Source organism: Kribbella sp. NPDC004138, assembly GCF_053603655.1.
In genome coordinates, this window is the sequence record NZ_JBSGFZ010000007.1 from 118,234 (window position 1) to 139,538 (window position 21,305).

The 21,305-nt window shown below is 69.0% G+C and carries 21 protein-coding genes and 1 riboswitch; of the genes, 12 read left to right on the forward strand and 9 right to left on the reverse strand.

Going from position 1 to position 21,305, the window contains the following annotated elements:
• The first annotated feature begins 11 nt into the window (after positions 1–11).
• From ilvC to serA, 3 genes are all read left to right on the forward strand, one after another.
• Positions 12–1,031: a ketol-acid reductoisomerase gene (gene ilvC / locus ACWEOO_RS11760; protein ID WP_359930900.1), complete on the forward strand. Its 1,020-nt coding sequence runs from the start codon at positions 12–14 to the stop codon at positions 1,029–1,031.
• A 107-nt stretch (positions 1,032–1,138) separates the two neighbouring features.
• Positions 1,139–2,320 (forward strand): trypsin-like peptidase domain-containing protein, encoded by a 1,182-nt coding sequence (locus ACWEOO_RS11765; protein ID WP_452142916.1) that lies wholly within the window; start codon positions 1,139–1,141, stop codon positions 2,318–2,320.
• Between the two features lie 119 nt (positions 2,321–2,439).
• Positions 2,440–4,038 carry a phosphoglycerate dehydrogenase gene (gene serA / locus ACWEOO_RS11770; protein WP_452142917.1) on the forward strand — a complete coding sequence of 533 codons (1,599 nt, stop codon included), beginning with the start codon at positions 2,440–2,442 and terminating at the stop codon, positions 4,036–4,038.
• A 170-nt stretch (positions 4,039–4,208) separates the two neighbouring features.
• On the opposite strand, the gene ACWEOO_RS11775 is transcribed toward serA, so the two are convergent.
• Positions 4,209–4,775, reverse strand: a complete 567-nt coding sequence (locus tag ACWEOO_RS11775; RefSeq protein ID WP_359930431.1) for an O-methyltransferase — start codon at positions 4,773–4,775, stop codon at positions 4,209–4,211.
• A 146-nt stretch (positions 4,776–4,921) separates the two neighbouring features.
• Between ACWEOO_RS11775 and ACWEOO_RS11780 the strand changes: the two genes are divergently transcribed.
• The 3 genes from ACWEOO_RS11780 to ACWEOO_RS11790 are packed head-to-tail and all read left to right on the forward strand — an operon-like array spanning position 4,922 to position 7,261.
• Positions 4,922–5,077: a hypothetical protein gene (locus tag ACWEOO_RS11780; protein WP_359930434.1), complete on the forward strand. Its 156-nt coding sequence runs from the start codon at positions 4,922–4,924 to the stop codon at positions 5,075–5,077.
• Positions 5,074–6,123 (forward strand): 3-isopropylmalate dehydrogenase, encoded by a 1,050-nt coding sequence (locus ACWEOO_RS11785; RefSeq protein ID WP_452142918.1) that lies wholly within the window; start codon positions 5,074–5,076, stop codon positions 6,121–6,123. The genes ACWEOO_RS11780 and ACWEOO_RS11785 overlap by 4 nt, the downstream gene beginning before the upstream one ends.
• Positions 6,124–6,169: 46 nt before the next feature.
• Positions 6,170–7,261 (forward strand): branched-chain amino acid aminotransferase, encoded by a 1,092-nt coding sequence (locus ACWEOO_RS11790; RefSeq protein ID WP_452142919.1) that lies wholly within the window; start codon positions 6,170–6,172, stop codon positions 7,259–7,261.
• A gap of 43 nt (positions 7,262–7,304) precedes the next feature.
• Here the strand turns inward: ACWEOO_RS11790 and ACWEOO_RS11795 are convergent, their stop codons facing one another.
• Positions 7,305–7,778 carry a hypothetical protein gene (locus tag ACWEOO_RS11795; RefSeq protein WP_452142920.1) on the reverse strand — a complete coding sequence of 158 codons (474 nt, stop codon included), beginning with the start codon at positions 7,776–7,778 and terminating at the stop codon, positions 7,305–7,307.
• A 105-nt stretch (positions 7,779–7,883) separates the two neighbouring features.
• Between ACWEOO_RS11795 and ACWEOO_RS11800 the strand changes: the two genes are divergently transcribed.
• The 4 genes from ACWEOO_RS11800 (at position 7,884) to ACWEOO_RS11815 (ending at position 10,903) form a co-directional block, all read left to right on the forward strand.
• Positions 7,884–8,282, forward strand: a complete 399-nt coding sequence (locus ACWEOO_RS11800) for a hypothetical protein (protein WP_359930445.1) — start codon at positions 7,884–7,886, stop codon at positions 8,280–8,282.
• A 275-nt stretch (positions 8,283–8,557) separates the two neighbouring features.
• Positions 8,558–10,147 carry a citramalate synthase gene (gene cimA / locus ACWEOO_RS11805; RefSeq protein WP_452142921.1) on the forward strand — a complete coding sequence of 530 codons (1,590 nt, stop codon included), beginning with the start codon at positions 8,558–8,560 and terminating at the stop codon, positions 10,145–10,147.
• Entirely contained in the window at positions 10,144–10,386 is a 243-nt protein-coding gene (locus ACWEOO_RS11810) for a hypothetical protein (RefSeq protein ID WP_452142922.1), read from the forward strand. The genes cimA and ACWEOO_RS11810 overlap by 4 nt, the downstream gene beginning before the upstream one ends.
• A 136-nt stretch (positions 10,387–10,522) precedes the next feature.
• Positions 10,523–10,903 carry an alpha/beta hydrolase gene (locus ACWEOO_RS11815; RefSeq protein WP_452142923.1) on the forward strand — a complete coding sequence of 127 codons (381 nt, stop codon included), beginning with the start codon at positions 10,523–10,525 and terminating at the stop codon, positions 10,901–10,903.
• Between the two features lie 74 nt (positions 10,904–10,977).
• Here the strand turns inward: ACWEOO_RS11815 and ACWEOO_RS11820 are convergent, their stop codons facing one another.
• The 4 genes from ACWEOO_RS11820 to ACWEOO_RS11835 form a co-directional block, all read right to left on the reverse strand.
• Positions 10,978–12,018, reverse strand: coding sequence for a ribonucleotide-diphosphate reductase subunit beta (locus ACWEOO_RS11820; RefSeq protein WP_452142924.1), 1,041 nt, complete (start codon positions 12,016–12,018; stop codon positions 10,978–10,980).
• Positions 12,015–15,959 carry a ribonucleoside-diphosphate reductase subunit alpha gene (locus ACWEOO_RS11825; RefSeq protein ID WP_452142925.1) on the reverse strand — a complete coding sequence of 1,315 codons (3,945 nt, stop codon included), beginning with the start codon at positions 15,957–15,959 and terminating at the stop codon, positions 12,015–12,017. Before ACWEOO_RS11825 ends, ACWEOO_RS11820 begins: the two co-directional genes overlap by 4 nt.
• A gap of 133 nt (positions 15,960–16,092) precedes the next feature.
• Positions 16,093–16,260, reverse strand: a riboswitch (cobalamin riboswitch).
• Between the two features lie 60 nt (positions 16,261–16,320).
• Positions 16,321–16,902: a DinB family protein gene (locus tag ACWEOO_RS11830; RefSeq protein WP_452142926.1), complete on the reverse strand. Its 582-nt coding sequence runs from the start codon at positions 16,900–16,902 to the stop codon at positions 16,321–16,323.
• A 69-nt stretch (positions 16,903–16,971) separates the two neighbouring features.
• Positions 16,972–18,237, reverse strand: coding sequence for a Fic family protein (locus tag ACWEOO_RS11835; protein ID WP_452142927.1), 1,266 nt, complete (start codon positions 18,235–18,237; stop codon positions 16,972–16,974).
• An 89-nt stretch (positions 18,238–18,326) separates the two neighbouring features.
• On the opposite strand from ACWEOO_RS11835, the gene ACWEOO_RS11840 reads away from it, so the two are divergent.
• On the forward strand, positions 18,327–19,148 hold the full coding sequence (locus ACWEOO_RS11840) for a class I SAM-dependent methyltransferase (RefSeq protein ID WP_359930464.1): 822 nt from the start codon (positions 18,327–18,329) through the stop codon (positions 19,146–19,148).
• Positions 19,145–19,771, forward strand: coding sequence for a class I SAM-dependent methyltransferase (locus ACWEOO_RS11845; protein ID WP_452142928.1), 627 nt, complete (start codon positions 19,145–19,147; stop codon positions 19,769–19,771). The genes ACWEOO_RS11840 and ACWEOO_RS11845 overlap by 4 nt, the downstream gene beginning before the upstream one ends.
• Here ACWEOO_RS11845 and ACWEOO_RS11850 read toward each other — a convergent pair.
• From ACWEOO_RS11850 to ACWEOO_RS11860, 3 genes are read right to left on the reverse strand one after another with little or no spacing between them, the layout of a single operon-like run.
• Positions 19,758–19,952, reverse strand: coding sequence for a hypothetical protein (locus tag ACWEOO_RS11850; RefSeq protein WP_452142929.1), 195 nt, complete (start codon positions 19,950–19,952; stop codon positions 19,758–19,760). The two genes, ACWEOO_RS11845 and ACWEOO_RS11850, sit on opposite strands and share 14 nt — an antisense overlap.
• 9 nt (positions 19,953–19,961) lie before the next feature.
• Positions 19,962–20,810 carry a 3-methyladenine DNA glycosylase gene (locus ACWEOO_RS11855; protein WP_452142930.1) on the reverse strand — a complete coding sequence of 283 codons (849 nt, stop codon included), beginning with the start codon at positions 20,808–20,810 and terminating at the stop codon, positions 19,962–19,964.
• Complete coding sequence (locus ACWEOO_RS11860; protein WP_452142931.1) at positions 20,807–21,289, reverse strand: GNAT family N-acetyltransferase; 483 nt, start codon at positions 21,287–21,289, stop codon at positions 20,807–20,809. Before ACWEOO_RS11860 ends, ACWEOO_RS11855 begins: the two co-directional genes overlap by 4 nt.
• Positions 21,290–21,305 lie beyond the last annotated feature (16 nt).

The window sequence follows — 21,305 nt, forward strand, 5'->3', positions numbered from 1 at the left end:
TGGCTGCTGAAATGTTCTACGACGACAACGCCGACCTGTCGGTGATCCAGGGCCGGCACGTGGCCGTCCTCGGCTACGGCTCCCAGGGCCACGCCCACGCGCTTTCGCTGCGCGACTCCGGCGTCGACGTCCGCGTCGGCCTGCCCGAGGGCTCGAAGAGCCGCGCCAAGGCCGAGGCCCAGGGCCTGCGGGTCGTCACGCCGGCCGAGGCCTGCGAGGAGGCCGACGTGATCGTCGTCCTGGCGCCGGACCCGGCCCAGCGCAAGCTCTACACCGAGGCCATCGAGCCGAACCTGGTCGACGGCGACGCGCTGGTCTTCGGTCACGGCTTCAACATCCGATTCGGCTACATCAAGCCGCCGGCGGGTGTCGACGTGTTCATGGTCGCCCCGAAGGGCCCGGGCCACCTGGTCCGCCGTGAGTACTCCGAGGGCCGCGGCGTCCCGGTGCTGGTCGCGGTCGAGCAGGACGCCACCGGCAAGGCCTGGGACCTGGCGCTGTCGTACGCCAAGGGCATCGGCGGCCTGCGCGCCGGAGGTATCAAGACCACCTTCACCGAGGAGACCGAGACCGACCTGTTCGGTGAGCAGGCCGTCCTCTGCGGTGGCGTGTCGGCGCTGATCCAGGCCGGCTTCGAGACGCTGACCGAGGCCGGCTACCAGCCCGAGGTCGCGTACTTCGAGTGCCTGCACGAGCTCAAGCTGATCGTCGACCTGATCTACGAAGGCGGCATCGCCAAGCAGCGCTGGTCGGTCTCCGACACCGCCGAGTACGGCGACTACGTGTCCGGCCCGCGGATCATCGACGCGTCGGTGAAGGCCCGGATGAAGGAGGTCCTCGGCGACATCACCGACGGCACCTTCGCGGCCCGCTTCATCGCCGACCAGGACGCCGGCGCGCCGGAGTTCGCCGAGTTCCGCAAGCAGAGCGAGGCGCACCCGATCGAGGCTGTCGGCAAGGAGTTGCGCGGCCTGATGGCGTGGGTCAAGTCCCACGACGAGGACTACGTCGAGGGCAGCGCCGCCCGCTGACGAACACGCAGTGCAAGGCCCGGACCATCCAGGTGGTGGTCCGGGCCCTTTTCTTTGGCACAATCAGTGAGGGGTTCGTTGTGAGCAGGTGATGGGGGAGGTTTCCTATGGACGGTCGCGAGCAGCCGCGACCGCCGCGGCGGGTTCCGGCAGGCGCCGGGACGCTCACGCAGATGGAGACCCCGCGCCGCCCGGCCCACCCGTCCGAGCCGCAGCCGCGCCGCCCGTGGATCTTCGGCCGGGTCCTGGCCGGGTTCGTCGTCCTGCTGGTGATCGTCGCGGGCGGAGCCGGCGCAGGCTGGTACATCCGGCAGCAGACCCTCCGTATCGACACCGCCGCGGTGCTGGCGTCGGCCGGCCCGGCCGTCGTCCGGGTGCTCGCGAGCACGTGCGCCGGCACCGGTGAGGCCTCCGGCGTCCTGATCGACAACGGGCGGATCCTGACCGCCACCTCGGCGGTCGACCAGCCGAAGTCCATCGTCGTGATGGCGCCGGACGGCCGGATCCGGCGCGCCAACCTGCTCGCCACCAGCGCGGACGGCGTCGCGATCCTGCAGTCGATCGGCTTCGACGAGTCGCCCCTGCGGCTGCCGAAGGCGGACCCCGACCCGAAGGCCGAACGCGCCCTGGTCGGCTACACGGCCGCGGGCAAACAGGTCGTCAACGCGGTCGGGTCGGAGGCCGACCCCGAGGCGCTGAGCCAGTTCATGAACGCGGCCAAGCTGGGCGGCCCGGTCGTCAGCAAGTCCGGCGAACTCGTCGGCCTGGTCACCGGCGACACCGTCCAGGCCAGCACGATCGTCGCGCTCAGCAAGCTCCGCGGGTACGTCGCCCAGGCGCCGTCCGGCGTCACGGTCGGGACTCTCGGGGAGTGTGCGCAGTCCCGCGGTCCGCAGGGCGCCATCGCGCCGGAGCTGCAGGTCGCCGGTACGCCGCTCGCACAGGAGGCGCGGCAGCTGCTCGCCGGCTACCTGACGCTGGAGAACCAGCAGGACTTCGCGGCGCTGCAGGCGCTGTACTCGCCGAAGTACGCCAAGGGCATGACCGAGGCCGTGGACCGGAACAAGCACCAGACCACGTACTTCTTCAACCCGCGAATCACCGACCTGGCGCCGGACGGATCCTCGGTCCGGATGGCGTACAACGTCATGTACTCGCCCGAGGCGAAGGGCGCCGGCGGCCAGAACTGCAGCCGGCTGGACACCAGGTTCTCCCTGGTCAGGTCGCGTGGCAAGCTGGTCATCGACGCCACCAAGGCGTTGGGAGGCTCACCTCCCTGCGACGCCTAGTGACCGGCATCCGGGTCGCTCCGCACTGCGCTCCGTGGACGCGGTACCATCGAGTCAGCGGGCACAGCGCGGTGCTCTGTTCTTGATGAGCCCCTACCGCTTCTGCAGGAGATTCCTCCATGACTGACGTAACCCGGCCCGTCGTCCTGATCGCCGAAGAGCTCAGCCCGGCCACCGTCGAGGCGCTCGGCCCCGACTTCGAGATCCGGCACACCAACGGCGCCGACCGCGCCGAGCTGCTCCCGGCCATCGCCGACGTCGACGCCATCCTGATCCGCAGCGCCACCAAGGTGGACGCCGAGGCCCTCGCCGCCGCCAAGCGCCTGAAGGTCGTCGCCCGGGCCGGTGTCGGCCTGGACAACGTGGACGTGAAGGCCGCCACCCAGGCCGGGGTGATGGTCGTGAACGCGCCGACCTCCAACATCGTCAGCGCCGCCGAGCTCGCGGTCGCGCTGCTGCTCGCCTCCGCGCGCCGGGTCCCGGCCGCGAACGAGTCGCTGAAGAAGGGCGAGTGGAAGCGCAGCAAGTACTCGGGTGTCGAGCTGTTCGAGAAGACCGTCGGCATCGTCGGCCTCGGCAAGATCGGCGTCCTGGTCGCGCAGCGGCTGGCCGCCTTCGGCATGAACGTGATCGCCTACGACCCGTACGTGCAGGCCGGCCGGGCCGCGCAGATGGGTGTCCGGCTCGCGACCCTGGACGAGCTGCTGGCGACCAGTGACTTCATCTCGGTGCACCTGCCGAAGACCCCGGAGACCATCGGCCTGATCGGCGACGAGCAGCTGCACAAGGTCAAGCCCGAGGTCGTCATCGTGAACGCGGCCCGCGGCGGCATCGTCGACGAGCAGGCGCTTTACTCCGCTCTGAAGGAAGGGCGCGTGGCCGGCGCCGGGCTGGACGTGTTCGCGGCCGAGCCGTGCACGGACTCGCCGCTGTTCGAGTTCGAGAACGTCGTCGTCACGCCGCACCTCGGCGCGTCCACCGACGAGGCGCAGGAGAAGGCCGGGATCGCGGTCGCGAGGTCGGTCCGGCTCGCGCTGTCGGGCGAGCTGGTGCCGGACGCGGTCAACGTCCAGGGCGGCGTCATCGCCGAGGACGTCCGGCCCGGTATCGCGCTGACCGAGAAGCTCGGCCGGATCTTCACCGCGCTGGCCGGCGGCGTCGCGCAGCAGCTCGACGTCGAGGTCCGCGGCGAGATCACGCAGTACGACGTGAAGGTGCTCGAGCTCGCCGCGCTCAAGGGTGTGTTCGCGGACGTCGTCGAGGACAACGTCTCGTACGTGAACGCGCCGCTGCTGGCCGCCGAGCGGGGCCTCGAGGTCCGGCTCGTCACCGACCACGACAGCCCTGAGCACCGTAACCTGATCACGCTGCGCGGCACGCTCGCCGACGGCGCCCAGGTGTCGGTGTCCGGCACGCTGGTCGGCGTCCGGCAGTCGGAGCGGCTGGTCGAGATCGACGGGTTCGACCTGGAGGTCGAGCTGTCCGCGCACCTGGCCTTCCTCACCTACGAGGACCGGCCGGGCATCGTCGGCCAGATCGGCCGGATCCTCGGCGACGCCGACGTGAACATCGCCGGCATGCAGGTCAGCCGGGACCGCAAGGGCGGCAAGGCGCTGGTCGCGCTGTCGGTCGACTCGAAGATCGAGCCGGCCGTCCTCGACGACATCAGCGCCGCCGTACAGGCCGACACCGCGCGCACGGTCGACCTCGAGGCGTGATTCACCCCAACGGCTGATTTACTGAAGGCGGTCAGCCGCCCGCAGGCGCATGGCGGCTGACAAGGGCCCGAGCTCCATAGCTCGGGCCCGCTTCATTTCCGCGCCCGCGCGCACCCCACGGCGGCGGCCAGGGTGGAGGCGGGTGTGGAGCGGGGGTCCTCGGACGCGCTCTAGTGGCGGGTGGCGAGGAGGACGGCGGCGTCGGGGGCGACCATCACCTCGACGGTGGTGAACCGCTTGTCCATCAGCCATTCCTGGCGGAGCGTGTCGACGCGGCCCTCGTACATCGGCGGCCAGACCGCCGACGGAGTGAAGTCGTCGAGTACGACGAAACCGCCCGGCTCGACGACGTCCGCGATCACGTCGCGGGCGGACAGCTTCGCCTCGCGCGCGTCCACGAACAGCAGCGCGAACGGCCCGCGCTCGATCAGCGCGGTCCAGTCGGCCGAGACGACCTCGATCCGCTCGTCGGCGGCGAACAGCTCCGCGACCGCCTGCGCGAGCTGCGGATCGCTCTCCGCGGTGACGATGTTGGTGCCCTCACCCGCGCCGCTGCGCAGCCACGCCGAGCCGACGCCGCAGCCGGTCCCGAGCTCACCGAGCAGGCCGGTCTTCGAGGCCGCGAGGGTGGCGAGCAACCGGCCGGTCTCGTTCCTGGTGGAGCTGACGAACCCGCGCCGGCCGGACAGGCTGAGGGCCGCCGATACCAGCGGCGGCAGTTCTGGAGGAGCACTCACCGGGTGAGAGTCGCACAGGTCCGGTCCAGCGCCCGCACTGCGATCTCAGATAGCGGGACAACCTGCCCGCATGGTGGAGGAATAGTCGGATGTGCGAGTAAATTCGTGCGCATCCTGCCGCCCACGACATCCTTGGGAGGAGCAGCATGTACGAGATGTATCCAGCCAACTGGCCCGCGATCGACGCCCGCGAGCGCAAGGCGACCCGGCGTCGCCGCGCCGCCCGCCCGGCCGGTGACGAGGTCAAGGCTGTCCAAGAGGCCATGAACCGCCGCGACAATGGGGGAGAACCCAAGAAGTGAGCGAGAACAAGTTCTTCACGCTGGCCGTCGTTCCCGGTGACGGGATCGGACCGGAGGTCACCACCGAGGCCCTGAAGGTCCTCGACGCGGTAGCCGCGCAGCACGGCGTGACGTTCGAGCGGACCGAGTACGACCTCGGCGCGAAGCGCTGGCACGCCACCGGTGAGACGCTGCCGGACGCCGAGCTGGAGGCGATCCGCGGGCACGACGCGATCCTGCTCGGCGCGGTCGGCGACCCGAGCGTCCCGTCCGGCGTCCTCGAGCGCGGTCTGCTGCTCAAGCTCCGGTTCACCCTCGACCACTACGTGAACCTGCGGCCCTCGAAGATCTACCCGTCCGTCGGCTCCCCGCTGGCGAACCCGGGTGCGGTGGACTTCGTCGTCGTCCGCGAGGGCACCGAGGGCCCGTACGTCGGCAACGGCGGCGCGCTCCGCGTCGGCACCCCGGCCGAGATCGCCACCGAGGTGTCGGTCAACACGGCGTACGGCGTCGAGCGGGTCGTCCGCGACGCGTTCGCCCGCGCCCAGGCCCGCCCGCGCAAGAAGCTCACGCTCGTGCACAAGAACAACGTGCTCGTGCACGCCGGCCACCTGTGGAAGCGGACCGTCGACAAGGTCGCCGAGGAGTTCCCGGAGATCGCCGTCGACTACCTGCACGTGGACGCCGCGACGATCTTCCTGGTCACCGACCCGGCGCGTTTCGACGTGATCGTCACCGACAACCTGTTCGGCGACATCATCACCGACCTGGCGGCCGCGATCAGCGGCGGGATCGGGCTGGCCGCGAGCGGGAACATCAACCCGGACCGGACCGCGCCGAGCATGTTCGAGCCGGTGCACGGCTCCGCGCCGGACATCGCCGGCCAGCAGAAGGCCGACCCGACCGCGGCGATCCTGTCCGCGGCGCTGCTGCTCGAGCACCTCGGCCTGACCGAGGCGGCCCGCGCGATCGAGGCGGCCGTCGAGGCGGACCTCGAGGAGCGCACCGGCGCCGCCCGCAGTACGTCCGAGGTCGGCGACGCGATCGCCAAGCGCGCGGCGGGCTGAAGGGCGACACTCGCATGACCACTTGGCCTAGAGGTACGGTGCGCTTATGAGCGCCGATCTGCAGTTCACCGTTGAGCCCGACACCCAACCGGCCAGCGACGACCAGCGCGCCCAGATCCTGGCGAACCCGGGATTCGGGCAGTACTTCACCGACCACATGGCGATCGCCACCTGGACGGCCGAGAAGGGCTGGCACGACGCACGGATCACCGCCTTCGGACCGCTGGAGCTGTCTCCGGCGACCTCGGTGTTCCACTACGCCCAGACGATCTTCGAGGGGATGAAGGCCTACCGGCATCCCGACGACTCGATCCACCTGTTCCGCCCCGAGGCCAACGCGGTCCGGTTCCAGCGCTCCGCGCACCGGCTCGCGCTGCCCGAGCTGCCGACCGCGGCGTTCCTCGACTCGCTGCACAAGCTGGTCGAGATCGACAAGGCCTGGGTCCCGGGCGGCGGCGAGACCTCGCTGTACCTGCGGCCGTTCATGTTCGGCTCGGACCCGTTCCTCGGCGTCCGCCCGTCGGCCCAGGTCACGTACTGCGTGATCGCCTCGCCGGCCGGGTCGTACTTCGCGAACGGCGTGAAGCCGGTCCGGATCTGGCTCAGCGAGGAGTACACCCGCGCGGCCCCCGGCGGCACCGGCGCGGCGAAGACCGGCGGCAACTACGCCTCCTCGCTGCTCGCCCAGGCCGAGGCGATCGAGCAGGGCTGCGACCAGGTCGCGTTCCTCGACGCGGTCGAGAAGAAGTGGGTCGAGGAGCTCGGCGGGATGAACCTGTACTTCGTCCTCGACGACAACTCGGTCGTCACGCCGGAGCTGTCCGGCACGATCCTCGAGGGCGTCACCCGGGACTCGATCCTGAAGCTGGTCACCGACCTCGGCTACACGGTCACCGAGCGCAAGATCTCGGTCGACGAGTGGCGTGCCGGCGCGGAGTCCGGCAAGGTGCGCGAGGTGTTCGCCTGCGGCACCGCCGCGGTCGTCACCCCGGTCGCGTCGCTGAAGTGGAAGGACGGCGAGACCCGGATCGGCGACGGCGACGGCGGCCCGGTCACCGCGGCCGTCCGCACCGCCCTCCTCGACGTCCAGTACGGCCGTGTGGCAGACCCGCACGGCTGGATGACCCGCATCGCCTGAGGAACGACGAACGGCCCGGTGGATTCGAACCACCGGGCCGTTGTCATGTCCGGCGCTTGAGGTGCCAGCCGATCGTGTTCAGCACGCCCAGCACCAGCCAGAGGCCGATCGCCAGCACCGGCGCTCCGGTCCACCCGAACTCGCTGTACTCGCCGGAGTCCGGTTTCAGCAGCACGATCACGATCGTGTCCGCGAGTCCCACGTAGGCGCACACGAACGAGGCGAGGGTCGTCGGCGCGGCCAGGGCGACCACGACGAGGACGGCGTACGCGATGAACAACCAGTTGGCGGCGCTCCCGAGAGGCTCGGCGTCCCGGGCCATGCCCAAGCCGCTGTAGATGCGCACGCTGTCGCGGCCGTACTCGCGGATCAGCCAGGTCGGCGTCAGCGTGACGAGCACGGCCAGCGCGGTCGCGTAGCCGAGCAGTTGGAAGCGCAGTTGCTCGAAGCCGTTCGCGTCGCGCGGCGGCAACGGCGCCTTCAGCACGTTCAGGTTCACGTCGTCAGGCTCGCTCACCGGTGATTTCCTGTCCCGCAGTAGTCGTTTCACAGGATCTTTTCAGGTCTGAGGGTCGGACAGTTGGTCGCTGTCTGTCGCTGCGGTTCGATAGGGTCGGGCGGTATGAGCGGCTTCCCGGACGAGGTTGAGGCGTACTACGCGGAGCTGGGCGAGCGGCGCGGGTGGTCCGGGGAGACTGTCGCCGCGATCCGGTCGACCGTCGAGCTGATCCGGGACCTGGATCGCGGGACGGCGTCGCGGACGTACGGCGCGGCCGTCGACGACTACGGCACCGACTGGCTCTACGAGGCCGTCTGGCACGAGCGTGAATGGGTCGTCGTCCGGCAGCTCGGCGTCGGCGAGGACGGCGAGGTCACGCGGTACTGGTGGCAGCGCCTGGAAGACGACGAGGGGATGCTCACCGACCGGTCCCTCGACCGCGACGACTGGGGCCTGCGGCCGCTCACCCGCGAGGACTTCTACACCGCCTGGGACGACCCGGGCTGGTCCCTCACCGCCTGAACTCCAGGCTGAACTCTCGGGCTGAACTCTCGGGCTGAACTCTCGGGCTGAACTCTCGGGCTGAACTCCAGTACCGGGCGCAGTACTGAATGTTCGTGATGCGAGACGGGGACCTCATGGTCCGGACATTGTGTGGCAGACTGCAAAACGTCATGAAGCACTATCGGGTGATTATTTCCTAGGCGCGCTCAGCAAGCTGTACCTGAGCGCGCAGACCTCTCGCACCTTGCGGGAGGTCTTTTGTTTGTCTGACAACCCCTCCGGAAGGCCGGCCCATGAGCATCTCGGACGATTTCCACGTCTACGACACCACCTTGCGCGACGGTGCGCAGCAGGAGGGTCTGGCGCTGTCCGTGGCCGACAAGATCGCCATCGCGCAGTACCTGGACGAGCTGGGGGTCGGATTCATCGAGGGCGGCTGGCCGGGCGCCGTCCCCAAGGACACCGAGTTCTTCGAGCGGGCGAAGACCGAGCTGCACCTGCGGAACGCGACGTTCGCGGCGTTCGGGGCGACCTGCAAGCCGCGGTCGGCGGCCGCCGACGACCCGCAAGTGGCCGCGTTGCGCGAGTCGGGCGCCACCGTGGTCACACTCGTTGCCAAGAGCCACGACGCGCACGTCGAGCGGGCCCTGCGCACGACGCTCGACGAGAATTTGCGGATGGTCGCCGACACCGTCCGGCACCTCCGCGAGAGCGGCCAGCGGGTCTTCCTCGACACCGAACACTTCTTCGACGGCTACCGCGCGAACCGAGCCTACGCGCTCGAGGTGGTACGAGTAGCCGCCGAGGCCGGGGCCGACGTCGTCGCGCTGTGCGACACCAATGGCGGGACCCTGCCGCGGGAACTGCAGGACGTCGTCCGCGACGTCCTCGCCTCCACCGGGGCCCGGCTCGGCATCCACGCCCACAACGACGGCGGTTGCGCGGTGGCGAACTCGATCGCCGCCGTCGAGGCCGGCGTCACGCACGTCCAGGGCACGATCAACGGGTACGGCGAGCGCACCGGCAACGCCGACCTGCTGGCGGTCGTCGCCAACCTCGAGCTCAAGCGGGACATGCGACTCCTCCCACCCGGCAACCTCGCGGACTCGTTCCGGATCGCGCACGCGATCGCCGAGGTGACGAACGTGCCGCCATCGACCCGGCAGCCGTACGTCGGGCTGTCCGCGTTCGCTCACAAGGCGGGCCTGCACGCCAGCGCGATCAAGGTCGACCCGGACCTCTACCAGCACACGGATCCGGCTCGCGTGGGCAACGACATGCGCATGCTGGTCTCCGAGATGGCCGGCCGTGCGAGCGTCGAGCTGAAGGGCCGGGAGCTCGGGTTCGACCTCGGCAACGACCGTGAGCTGGTCAGCCGGGTGACCGAGCGGGTGAAGGATCTGGAGGCCCGCGGGTACACGTTCGAGGCGGCCGACGCGTCGTTCTCGCTGCTGCTCACCGAGGAGGTCGACGGCAAGCGGCCGAGCTTCTTCGACGTCGAGTCGTGGCGGGTGATCACCGAGTCGCGCGCCGACGGCGAGGCCGTGTCGGAGTCGACGGTGAAGCTGGTCGCGGGCGGCGAGCGGGAGGTCGTCACCGGCGAGGGCAACGGTCCGGTCAACGCGCTCGACCACGCACTGCGGGCCGCGATCGAGCGTGCGTACCCGGTGGTGAACAAGTTCGACCTCGTCGACTACAAGGTCCGCATCCTCGACCAGGGCCACGGCACCGACGCGGTGATCCGGGTGCTGATCGAGACCGCCGACGGCGAGGGCTCCTGGGTGACGGTCGGCGTCGGCCACAACATCGTCGAGGCGTCCTGGGAGGCGCTCGTCGACGGCGTCACCTTCGGTCTCCTCCGCCACAAGGAGGTCGCGCGATGAGCCTGGTCGCGGTGGAACGCGCCGTCACCACCTTCTCGGCGCAGGTCGTCGAGGTCGAGGGGCTGCTGGCGCGGGTCGCCGTACTGCTGAACCCGTACGACGTCCGTGAGCTGGCGCTGTCGCTGGACGACGGCACACTCCGGATCGTCGTCGAGGGCAACGGTTTCGACGCCGACCGGGTCGCCGCCCGGCTGGAGAAGGTGATCGGCGTCCTCGAGGTGTCCATCAGTTCCAACTGAGCAGTTCAATCTAAACAGTTCAGGCTGCCGGTGAGGTGCGGGTCGATCGGGCGGCTGGATCGCAAGCCTGTCGTCGTGGGGCATTCGTTCGGTGGACTGATCGCGCAGAAGATCGCCGGCGAACGCGCGGCGGTCGGTGACGCTGACGTTCGACGAGTTCAGGTACGGCTGGGCGAACCGCCTCGACGAGGAGGAGGCCCGGCAGCTGTACGACGAGTTCCACGTGGCGGCGTCCGGCGTACCGATCTTCCAGGCGGCTGTCGCCAACCTGAACCCGTTCAGCGAGACCAAGGTCGACTTCAAGGCGGCGAACAGGGGGCCGATCCTGTTGATCTCGGGGGAGAAGGACCACACGGTTCCGCACGCGATGACCTACGCGGCCTACAGACGGCACACGAAGAACTCCGGCGTCACCGAGTTCGTCGAGCTCCCGGGCCGCGGTCACTCACTGGTGATCGACAACGGCTGGGAAGAGGTCGCCCGCACCGCGCTCGACTTCGTCCACAAGTACGCCTGAGGTGGAAGGCCCGCGGGGCGGCGAGTTGCGCCGCGGGCCTTCCGGTCTCGGTGGGTCGCCCGGCCGGTCGGGTGTCAGTCCCAGCTGAGTCCGCCGGCGGACTGGTACTCGATGACGCGGGTCTCGAAGAAGTTCTTCTCCTTCTTCAGGTCCATCACCTCTGACATCCATCCGAAGGGGTTCCGCGTTTCACCGAAGATCGGTTCGAGACCGATTTGTTCCGCTCTGCGGTCGGTGACGAAGTGCATGTACTGCTCGCAGAGGTCCGCGGTCAGGCCGAGCATGCCGTTCGGCAGCGTGGCCCGGCCGTAGGCGACCTCCAGTTCGCACGCCTCGGTCAGCATCTGCCGGACCTCGGCCTGGAACGCGGCCGTCCACAGGTGCGGGTTCTCCTGTTTGATCTGGTTGATGCAGTCGATGCCGAAGTTCAGGTGGATCGACTCGTCGCGCAGGATGTACTGGTACTGCTCCGCGATGCCGACCATCTTGTTCCGCCGGCCGAGCGACAGGATCTGCGCGAACCCGGTGTAGAACCACATCCCTTCGAACACCACGTAGAACGCGATCAGGTCGCGCAGGAACGCGGTGTCCGCTGCGGTTGTCCCGGTGCGGAACTCCGGATCCTCCAGGTGCCGGGTGTACTTCAGCGCCCAGGCGTCCTTGTCGGCGATCGACGGGACCTCCCGGTACATGTTGAACAGCTCGCCCTCGTCGAGACCGAGTGACGTGCAGATGTACTGGAAGGTGTGCGTGTGCACGGCCTCCTCGAACGCCTGGCGGAGCAGATACTGCCGGCACTCGGGGTTGCTCAGCTGGCGGTAGACCGCGAGCACGATGTTGTTGGCCACGAGGGACTCGGCGGTGGCGAAGAATCCCAGGTTGCGCTTGAGCATCAGCCGCTCGTCCTCGGTGAGGCCGTCCTTCGACTTCCAGAGCGAGATGTCGGCCTGCATGGAGACCTCGGTAGGCATCCAGTGGTTGTTGCAGGCGGCAAGGTACTTCTCCCAGGCCCACGTGTATTTCAACGGCAGTAGCTGGTTGACGTCTGCGCGCGAGTTGATCATCGCCTTGTCGGCAACTTCCACCCTTGCCGCTCCAACCGAAATGGTGCTCACTGGCAGGCCTCGCAGTCCGGGTCGTCGAGGGAGCAGACCGCTCCGGTGGGTTCAGGGAGTGCTACCGGTACGGCGTTCAGCCGGCCGTCGGTGCCCTGCAGAGTGGACTTCTCCACGTGGGTCGCTGACTGGGAACGCAGGTAATAAGTCGTCTTGAGTCCATAACGCCAAGCTGACCGGTAAAGCTCGTCGAGCGCGCGGCCCGACGGTTGCGCCATGTAGAGGTTCAGCGACTGCGCCTGGTCGATCCACTTCTGCCGCCGCGACGCCGCCTTCACCAGCCAGTGCGGATCGATCTCGAACGCCGTCGCGTACAGCTCGCGCAGGTCCGCCGGGATCCGCTCGATCCGGGCGAGCACGCCGTCGTGGTACTTCAGGTCCGACACCATCACCTGGTCCCACAGCCCGCGGGCCTTCAGATCGGCGACCAGGTACGGGTTCGCGACGGTGAACTCACCGGACATGTTCGACTTCACGAACAGGTTGCTGTACGTCGGCTCGATCGACTGGCTCACGCCGCAGATGTTGGAGATCGTCGCGGTCGGCGCGATCGCCATGACGTTGGAGTTGCGCAGGCCGTCGCGCAGGACCTTCGCACGCAGCGCGTCCCAGTCCAACTGCGTGCTCCGGTCGATGATCACGTCGCCGTCGCGCGCGGTGTGCAGCAGGTCGAGCGAGTCGATCGGCAGGATCCCGCGGCTCCACAGCGATCCGTCGTACGACGAGTAGCGGCCACGCTCGGCGGCCAGCTCGCTCGAGGCCTCGATCGCGTGGTAGCTGATCTGCTCCATCGACCGGTCCGCGAACTCGACCGCCGCGTCCGACGCGTACGGGATGCGCAGCGTGAACAGCGCGTCGGCGAATCCCATCAGGCCGAGGCCGACCGGGCGGTGCCGCTGGTTGGCGCGCTCCGATTCCGGGGTCGTGTAGAAGTTCACGTCGATGACGTTGTCGAGCATCCGCACCGCGGTCTTCACGGTGTCCCGCAGCAGGTCGGCGTCGAGCCCGTCCTCGGTGAGATGAGCGACCAGGTTGACCGAGCCGAGGTTGCAGACCGCGGTCTCGTCGACGGTGGTGTTGAGGGTGATCTCGGTGCACAGGTTCGACGAGTGGACGACACCGTCGTGCTGCTGCGGCGAGCGCAGGTTGCAGGCGTCCTTGAAGGTGATCCACGGATGCCCGGTCTCGAACAGCACGGTCAGCATCCGCCGCCACAGGTCGACCGCCTTGACCCGCTTGAACACCCGGATCTCGCCGCGGTCCGCCGCCTCCTCGTACCGCACGTAAGCCGCGGCGAACGCCGCGCCGTACAGATCGTGCAGGTCCGGCACCTCGTCCGGTGAGAACAACGTCCACTCGCCCCCGGCCTCGACCCGCTGCATGAACAGATCCGGCACCCAGTTGGCCGTGTTCATGTCATGCGTCCGCCGCCGCTCGTCCCCGGTGTTCTTCCGCAGCTCGAGAAACTCCTCGACATCGATATGCCACGTCTCCAGATACGCACACACCGCGCCCTTGCGCTTCCCTCCGTTGTGGGCCAGGCCGGCGACAGTCATATAGGACTCGTCGACGTCGACCTCGAGGTCATGCACGACCGGAACCGACGGGATCGCGCGGACCTCGCGCACGCGGGAGAAGACCATTCCTTCGTGGGCGATCCAGTTGAGCTTGCGGATCGGAGTCACTCCGAACAGCTCGGCGATTCCCGGAACCGCGGGAATGCGGAGATCGAACGCCTTCACCGGTTTGGAGAAAGTGATCTCGGACCCGTCTGAGCGCCGGCCGACATGATGGCCTTCGCGTACCCGGAACTGACCGGCTGTTGGAACTCCGAGCCGAAGCAGTTGGTAGCGCAGGCCGTTGGCGAGAGCTTTGGACGTGGTGGTGAAATAGAGTTCCTTGCCGCGTGATACGCCACCGTCGGTTTCGAGAAGGCCACGGATGAGGGCAAGCGTCTGACTGGGCGGAAGATGCGCGAGTCGCGGCGCGATCCGTTTCGTGCCGTCACCGTCGTACAGGTCCTTGCGTGTGAACGGCAGAGTCGCCTCACCCTGCCCGCTGATGCGTCCGGTCATCGGGTCACGCAACGGTCCATGTCCGGAGGCCCAGCGGATCTGTGTGTAGGTGTCGCCACGACCCGTCTCCCAGAAGTGGATGCCGCGCGACGTCAGGTACGCACGAACGAAGGACAGATGCGTATCGCGCGTCGGATTGCCGCAAACACCCCACTCGTAGCCATCCTTCGACGCGTGGCCGTCGCCGAGGAGAATGCCGTACAGCCGTGCGTCGTCATCGGTGAGACCGACGGGGACGATCTCCTCCGGAACTACCTGACCGATGTAGTCACCCTGACTGATCATTCCCGCCTCGACCCACCCGGCCTTGACCTTTCCGTTCTTGAGCCACCGGAAAGTGCGCTCGTTGCTCTGCTCCAGCGGGACGCCCTGGATTGCGTAGAACGGGTGCCCCGACGTCACCACGAGTGGGTCGATCGAGTGCTTGACATCGAGCTCCACCATCGGGCCGTCCTGGTCGTAGGTGAAGGTCTTCGTCACCTCGCGATAGCGGCCGCTGGCACCGAGGACGAGGTCGCCGACCTTGACGTCGCGGATCGCTGTCGCGCCGCCCGCGGTGTAGACGAGCGTGTCAGGCGCGAAGCACTGATTTACCGCGACAGCGGTGTCGTTCGCGACCTTCAGGAAGGGGACGACGCCTTGGGACTCGCCGTTGGTGCCGCGGATGTGGGCGCCGATGCCGCGGACCGGCGTCCAGTCGTTGCCGAGGCCGCCGGAGTACTTGGCGAGGAGGGCGTTGTTGCGGATGCCGGTGAAGATGCCGGACAGGTCGTCGTCAACGGTGGTGAGGAAGCAGGACGACAACTGGGGCCGCGTGGTGCCGGAGTTGAACAGGGTCGGCGTCGAGGACATGAAGCGGAACGAGCTGAGCAGTTCGTAGAACTCGATCGCCCGTGCGTCGCGGTCGTCCTCGCGCAGCGCCATCCCCATCGCGACCCGGAGGAAGAACGCCTGCGGCAACTCGTAGCGCACTTTGCCGAGGTGCAGCAGGTAGCGGTCGTACAGGGTCTGCAGACTGAGGAAGGTGAAGTTCAGATCGGCGTCGGGCTTGATCGCCGCCGCGAGCCGGGCAAGGTCGAAGCGGCCGAGCTCGGGGTCGAGCTGCCCGGCGTCGATGCCGACCTGGATGTAGCGCGGGAAGTAGTCGGCGTACGCGGCGGTCATGTCGGCTTGGCTGGCCTGACGGGGCTCGCCGTGGACACGGCCGAGCGCCTCGCGGCGGATCTGGTCCAGCAGCAGGCGGGACGCGGCGTAGCTGTACTGCGGCTCGGTCTCGACAGACGCCCGGGCGGCCATGACGAGGGCGAGCTCGACCTCGTGCTCGGCGATGCCGTCGTAGCAGGCGCCGAGCGTCTCGTTCAGGATCTTCTCGGGGTCGACGGCGTCGAGTCCGGCGGCGGCCTCGGCGACGACCACCCGGAGCCGGTCGACGTCGAGCGTCGCCCGGCTGCCGTCGGCCGCACGGACGGTGAGCGGCGGAGGCTCGGTGACACCCGCCGCGTCGGCGGGAGTGCGCGCCTTGGTCCGCTCCTCGCGATACAGGACGTAGGCGCGGGCGACCTGGTGCTCGCCGGCGCGCATCAGCGCCAGCTCGACCTGGTCCTGGATGTCTTCGACCTGCACGCTGCGGGCGCTGGCGCCGCGGCTGGTCAGGGCGGTGACGACCCGGCCGGTCAGGTCGGTCACCAGATCGCGGACCCGGTGCGTGCCGCCGGCCTCGGAGCCCTCGACGGCGAGGAAGGCCTTGGTCATGGCGACGGAGATCTTGGTGGCGTCGAACGGTGTGCTGCTGCCGTCGCGGCGGACGACGGTGAGCTCCGTCCGGAGGTCTGCGGTGGCCGCAGCCGATGAGGAAGCAATGGTCACAGGTGTGTGCTCCAGGAGAGTTCGGAGACCCGGGACCACGCGAGCGGACGCACGACGGGACCGGCGGCACCGGCCGGGAACACCGCCGTCACGCCCTGCGATCCACCCGCGAGATCTCGGACCGCGTGCACCGGCGGTGCACGCGCCGGTGGCAGGTATCCGGACTCGCGGGCACCGTTCGACAGCGTGTCCGCTCACCGTTGCGGGGCAGCTCCGGAGTTGCACCGGATTCCCCTGTTGCCCCGGGACGATCAACATCTTGTGGTGTGGATCGCCCCGAACCACCAGCAGTAGTGATGCTAGGCGGAGTCTCCTAGATCTTGTGGTAGCGCCATGCCGCGTGTCGCACATGTTGTGGTCCTCACGCCGCGACCGCGTAGAGGTCCTGCAGAGTCATGATCTCGGAGCCGTGATGGATCAGCTCACGGTTCAGCCGGAGGATGACGTGGCCGAACGGCTCGGAGGCGTCCAGTTCGTTCGCCTGGCTCAGGCCGACCGTCATCGCCTCGTCCTCGTCCAGGGCGGCGATCGCGTCCTGCCAGGCCTCGACCCAGTGGGTCAGCCAGGCCACCGCGTCTTGGGCGTTGCCGTGCAGGGTGATGTCGTCACGCCCCTGCCGGCTCTCGCCGAACGTCCACTCCCAGCGCTCGAAGAACATCTCGGTCAGGTGCGCGATCAGCCACGCGATCGTGCGTGGCCCGCGATGGTCCGGCTCGGCGGGCCACTGCGCGACCCACTCGCCGGAGCCGAGCGCGCGGAACTGCCCGGCATAGTGCCGCCGGACGACGGTGAGCGCTTCGCTGCTCGGTCGCCAGAAGTACTGCTCGTCGGTCAGTTGGGCGAGTCGTCCGGACAGCACCATCCAGCTGAAGCCGAGTTGTCCGCGGACCATCGCCATCGCCGACGGCCGGTGCAGGATGTCCCAGTCGAACGCCTCCGGCATCACAACTCCCCTGTACGATCGAACATGTGTTCGAATTCTTGCTCGATCGCGACCGGAAAGTCAAACCACCTAGTGTGTCGGTCGTGGCCTCGACGGGACCGGTCTGCTAGGCGGCTCGACCCGGGTGTCCGCGGCCGGGCTCGCGAACCGGCGCTCCAGCAGCGTGAAGGCGTCGATCAGCTCCGGCGCCTCGTAGACGCGGTTGCGGCGCCCGTCCGTGATCTCGCGCAGGATGCCCGCCTCGACCAGCCGGGCCAGGCCCTGGTTCGCGGCCTGTTGCGAGCGGTCGATGAGCTGAGCCGCGGCGGCGAGGGTGAGGACCGGCGCGGCCGGCAGCGCCTCGATCAGCAGCTCGGCCGCGGAGCCGGCCCGCACCGGGTCCGCGCGCTCCCGCCAGGCAGCTTTCAGGTCGGCGGCGGTCTGCTCGAAGCGCGCGGCCTCGGCGGTCGCGTGCGTGCAGGCGGTCGCGAACATCCGCAACCACGGGTTCGCGGCCGCGCGGGCCTTCGCGGTCGTCGCGCGTCCGACGTACCGGAATGCGGTCAGAGTGTCGACGTACTCCGCGGCGTGGGTGGCGAGTGCGAGCGAGACCGGCGGCACGGTGCGCGTGACCAGCCCGTCGGCGCGGAGGATCAGGTGGATCAGCGCACGGCCGGTGCGGCCGTTGCCGTCGGCGAAGGGGTGGATCGTCTCGAACTGCGCGTGCGCGATCGCGGTCTTGGCCAGCACCGGCAGCGCTGACTCGCGCACGAACGTCATCAGATCCGCGAGCAGGTCCGGGATCAGCTGGGCCGGCGGCGGCACGTAGTAGGCCTCGGCGGGGGAGCGGCCGCCTATCCAGTTCTGCAGGTAGCGGATCTCGCCGCCGTACTCCGGGGTCGGCGAGTGCGCCATCAGCCGGCGATGCGCCTCGAGCAGGTGCTCGACCTCGAGCTTGTCGCCGGCCTGAACCGACTCGGTCACCCACGTCATCGCGTCCACCGCACCGAGGACCTCCTCGGCGGTCACGTCGTGCACGCGGTCGCGCAGTACGTCGGCCTTCAGCAGCCGGCGCGCACCGACGACGAGGCCTTCGATGTGCGACGACCCGACCGCTTCGGCGCGGAGCAGCAACCGCGCCAGCGCCTCGCTGTTGGTCAGCACGGCAGCGGTCGCGTCCAGGCGGGCCAGGTCGCCGGCGGCGTCCTCGAGCAGCGCCAGGACGTCGTCGCTGAGGTCGAACTCGCGCCCGGCCAGCGGATCCGGGAAGTACAGCTCGTACGACCCGCCCAAGCGCTCCGCCCGGGTGAACCCGTCGGGGTGCCCGGGCCAGCGGTGCAACTCAACCCGTGCCATAGCCTTATTCAAGCTTATCCACAAACCTTGAACAAGGGCTGTGGAAAACCAACACCGCCTGGACCCCGGTTGTGGGCACACTTCTGCCTGTGACCCTGGACGCGCAGACGCAACGGATGGTGGCCGCCAACGAGGCCGACTGGAATGCTCGCGCCCCGCTGCACGCGGCGAGCGACTTCTACGACCGGCCCGCGGAGTTCTGGTTCGCGGACTACGAGTGGGAGGATCTCGGCCCGCTCGACGGCCGCGACGTCCTGCACCTGCAGTGCCATCTGGGTACCGAGACGATCGAGTTCGCGCGCCGGGGTGCGCGCACCAGCGGACTCGACCTGTCGGAGAAGTCGCTCGAAGCGGCCCGGGAGATCGCGCGCGAGGCCGGCGTCGAGGTCGACTACCTGCACGCCAACGTGTACGACGCCGTGGGTGCGGTCGGTGGCCGGCAGTTCGACGTCGTGTACACCGGCAAGGGCGCGCTGTGCTACCTGCCCGACCTGCAGCAGTGGGCCGAGGTGGTCCGCGATCTGCTCAAGCCTGGCGGCGTCCTCTACCTCGTCGAGTTCCACCCGCTGCTCAACGCGCTCCGCGAGGTCTCGCTCCCGGGCGAGTCCGACGAGTTGGTGCTCCGTGCCGACTACCTGGAGGGGCGCGGCCCGATCGCGCACGACTCCACCGTCACCTACACCGGCGACGAGGTGCCCGGCCGCCAGACCAGCTACGAGTGGCGGCACGGCCTCGGCGAGATCGTCACCACGCTCGCTTCCACAGGCTTTCAGGTCACCGGGCTGCGCGAGTCCGACGTCCTGCCCTGGCCCCGCTGGGCGGCGATGCGGCAGACGCCGGACGGCTGGTGGCGCCTGCCGGACGACGCCCCTCGCATCCCGCTGTTCTTCGCGCTGAAGGCGATCCGATGACCCGCGCGGACCGTGAACAGGACCTGATCGCCTACTACACCGGCGAGATCCACGCCCGCGTCGGCCGGGACCTGCCCGAGCCACGTGTCGCCCGCCGTACGGCGTACCTCGACCAGCTCCGCGCCGAAGGCCGCGACACCGTGCTCGAGCTCGGCTGCGGCCCCGGCCGCGACGGCCAGGCGATCGCGGCGGCCGGTTTCACCTACACCGGAGTCGACCTGTCGCCGGCCAGCGTCGAGGCCTGCCGCGAGCTCGGCCTGCACGCGGAGGCCGCGTCGGTCCTCGACCTGCCGTTCGGCGACGCGACGTTCGACGCCGGCTGGACGATGAGCACCTTGCTGCACGTGGCGGACGAGGACCTCGATCAAGCGCTGCGGGAGATCGTCCGGGTGCTCCGTCCGGGCGCGCCGCTGGCCGTCGGCCTCTGGGGCGACGTCAGCGGCAGGGAACACGTCTGGGACGACGGCAAAGGCTACGGCCCCGGCCGCTTCTTCAGCATCCGCAGCGACGAGGGGATGCAGGAAGTCCTAGGCCGGCACGGCGAGCTGGAGCAATGGACCACCTGGAACGACGGCGGCGCCATGCACTACCAATGGGCAGTGCTCCGGGTCAGCGCTTCCTAGGCCCGCGGATCGCCACGTACAGCAAGGCAACGCCGAACGCCGCGACGATCGGGCCGACGGTGGCCCAGACGGTGCTGCCGGTCATCGAGCTGCCTTTGAGGTAGCCGAGGCCTTGGAACGTCCAGACGCCGCCGATCGCGATGAGCAGAGCGGCGAGCGCGATGGCGACGATCTTTCCCATGCAGTGAGGCTAGCGGAGCAGGGAATCGCAGAGGTCGACGAGTTGCCGGCGGAGTGGGCGGGCGCGGTCGGCGAAGCCTCGCTGGGCGGCCGTGTACTCCGCCTTGCCGTCGGGTGTCTCGATGCGCACGGGGGAGTAGCCGAGCGGCTGGAGGTCGTACGGCGAGGCGCGCATGTCCAGCGTGCGGATGTCGCGGGCCAGCTCGAAGCACGACAGCACGAGCGAACTCGGGGTGAACGGCATCAGCTTGCAGGCCCACTTGTAGAGGTCCATGTTCGCGTGCAGGCAGCCGCCCTGTTCCAGCACCGGCTGCGACTCGCGGCTGGGCTGCAACGTGTTCAGCGGGCGCGCCGAGTCGGTGAAGAACCGGAACGCGTCGAAATGCGAGCAGCCGATCTTGTGCGATTCGACGACCTGATCGGTGCCCTCGGCCCCCAACCGCAGCGGCCAGGACGCATGCCGTACGTCGGGGGTGCGGTACACCATCGCCCACTCGTGCAGACCGAAACAGCCGAACTGGGGCTGGCGGTCGAGCGTGGACGCGAGCAGTCGGCGGATCCACCTGATGCTGTCGGCACGGCGTTCGATCTCGGCCGGATCGAGCGACGCCGTCCCGTCGACGACGACGTACCCCCGGCGATCGCCGTAAGCAGCAGCCTCTTCCAGCCGTACGCCCGGCCCCGGGTGCCAGACCCGCAACTGATTGGGACGGGTCGGGTAATAGGTGAAGAGGAAATCCTCGACGGGATGTGCCTCGCGGCGTGTTCGTCGTTCCAGGTGACCGGCCAGCAGGTCGTCGACGCGCGCGGTGTGCTCCTCGGCGTACGACGTCCACTCGGCCAGTGTCAGCGTGGTCATAGGTCGAGGGCGAAGGCGTACAGATCGACGCCCGGGATGGGAGCCCAGTCACGCTCCGGGAGGCGGACGAAGCCGAGCCGCTCGTAGATGCGGTGCGCGGTCGTCATGTAGGCGGCGCTGCTCATCACGATCCTGCGGTGGCCGAACTCGCGGGTGCGCTCGATGCAGCGTTCGGTGAGCGCGGTACCGACGCCGAGCCCTCGCGCACGGCCGGCGACGCCGAGCATCCGGAACTCGCCCTCGTCGTCCAGGCCGATCTCGCGGTAGACCGAGCCGACAGGACAGTAGGTGACAGTGCCCAGCAGGCCGGACGAATCCGCCGCCACCCACAGCTCGGCCTTCGCCGCCCGGTCAGCCGCGGCACGCAGCGTCATCGCGTAGTCACCGCGCACGAACCCGTCGTGGGAGTAGGCCTCCACGGTCAGGTCGCCGACGGCGTCGTACTCGGCGGGAACCGCAAGGCGGATGTCGAAAGTCACCGCCTAACTGTCTCAT

Excerpts from the sequence above, each read along its gene's own strand:
- ilvC (WP_359930900.1), top strand. The coding sequence starts at position 12 with ATGTTCTACGACGACAACGCCGACCTGTCGGTGATCCAGGGCCGGCAC.
- ACWEOO_RS11765 (WP_452142916.1), top strand. The coding sequence starts at position 1,139 with ATGGACGGTCGCGAGCAGCCGCGACCGCCGCGGCGGGTTCCGGCAGGC.
- serA (WP_452142917.1), top strand. The coding sequence starts at position 2,440 with ATGACTGACGTAACCCGGCCCGTCGTCCTGATCGCCGAAGAGCTCAGC.
- ACWEOO_RS11780 (WP_359930434.1), top strand. The coding sequence starts at position 4,922 with ATGTACGAGATGTATCCAGCCAACTGGCCCGCGATCGACGCCCGCGAG.
- ACWEOO_RS11790 (WP_452142919.1), top strand. The coding sequence starts at position 6,170 with ATGAGCGCCGATCTGCAGTTCACCGTTGAGCCCGACACCCAACCGGCC.
- ACWEOO_RS11800 (WP_359930445.1), top strand. The coding sequence starts at position 7,884 with ATGAGCGGCTTCCCGGACGAGGTTGAGGCGTACTACGCGGAGCTGGGC.
- cimA (WP_452142921.1), top strand. The coding sequence starts at position 8,558 with ATGAGCATCTCGGACGATTTCCACGTCTACGACACCACCTTGCGCGAC.
- ACWEOO_RS11810 (WP_452142922.1), top strand. The coding sequence starts at position 10,144 with ATGAGCCTGGTCGCGGTGGAACGCGCCGTCACCACCTTCTCGGCGCAG.
- ACWEOO_RS11830 (WP_452142926.1), bottom strand. The coding sequence starts at position 16,902 with ATGCCGGAGGCGTTCGACTGGGACATCCTGCACCGGCCGTCGGCGATG.
- ACWEOO_RS11835 (WP_452142927.1), bottom strand. The coding sequence starts at position 18,237 with ATGGCACGGGTTGAGTTGCACCGCTGGCCCGGGCACCCCGACGGGTTC.
- ACWEOO_RS11845 (WP_452142928.1), top strand. The coding sequence starts at position 19,145 with ATGACCCGCGCGGACCGTGAACAGGACCTGATCGCCTACTACACCGGC.
- ACWEOO_RS11850 (WP_452142929.1), bottom strand. The coding sequence starts at position 19,952 with ATGGGAAAGATCGTCGCCATCGCGCTCGCCGCTCTGCTCATCGCGATC.
- ACWEOO_RS11855 (WP_452142930.1), bottom strand. The coding sequence starts at position 20,810 with ATGACCACGCTGACACTGGCCGAGTGGACGTCGTACGCCGAGGAGCAC.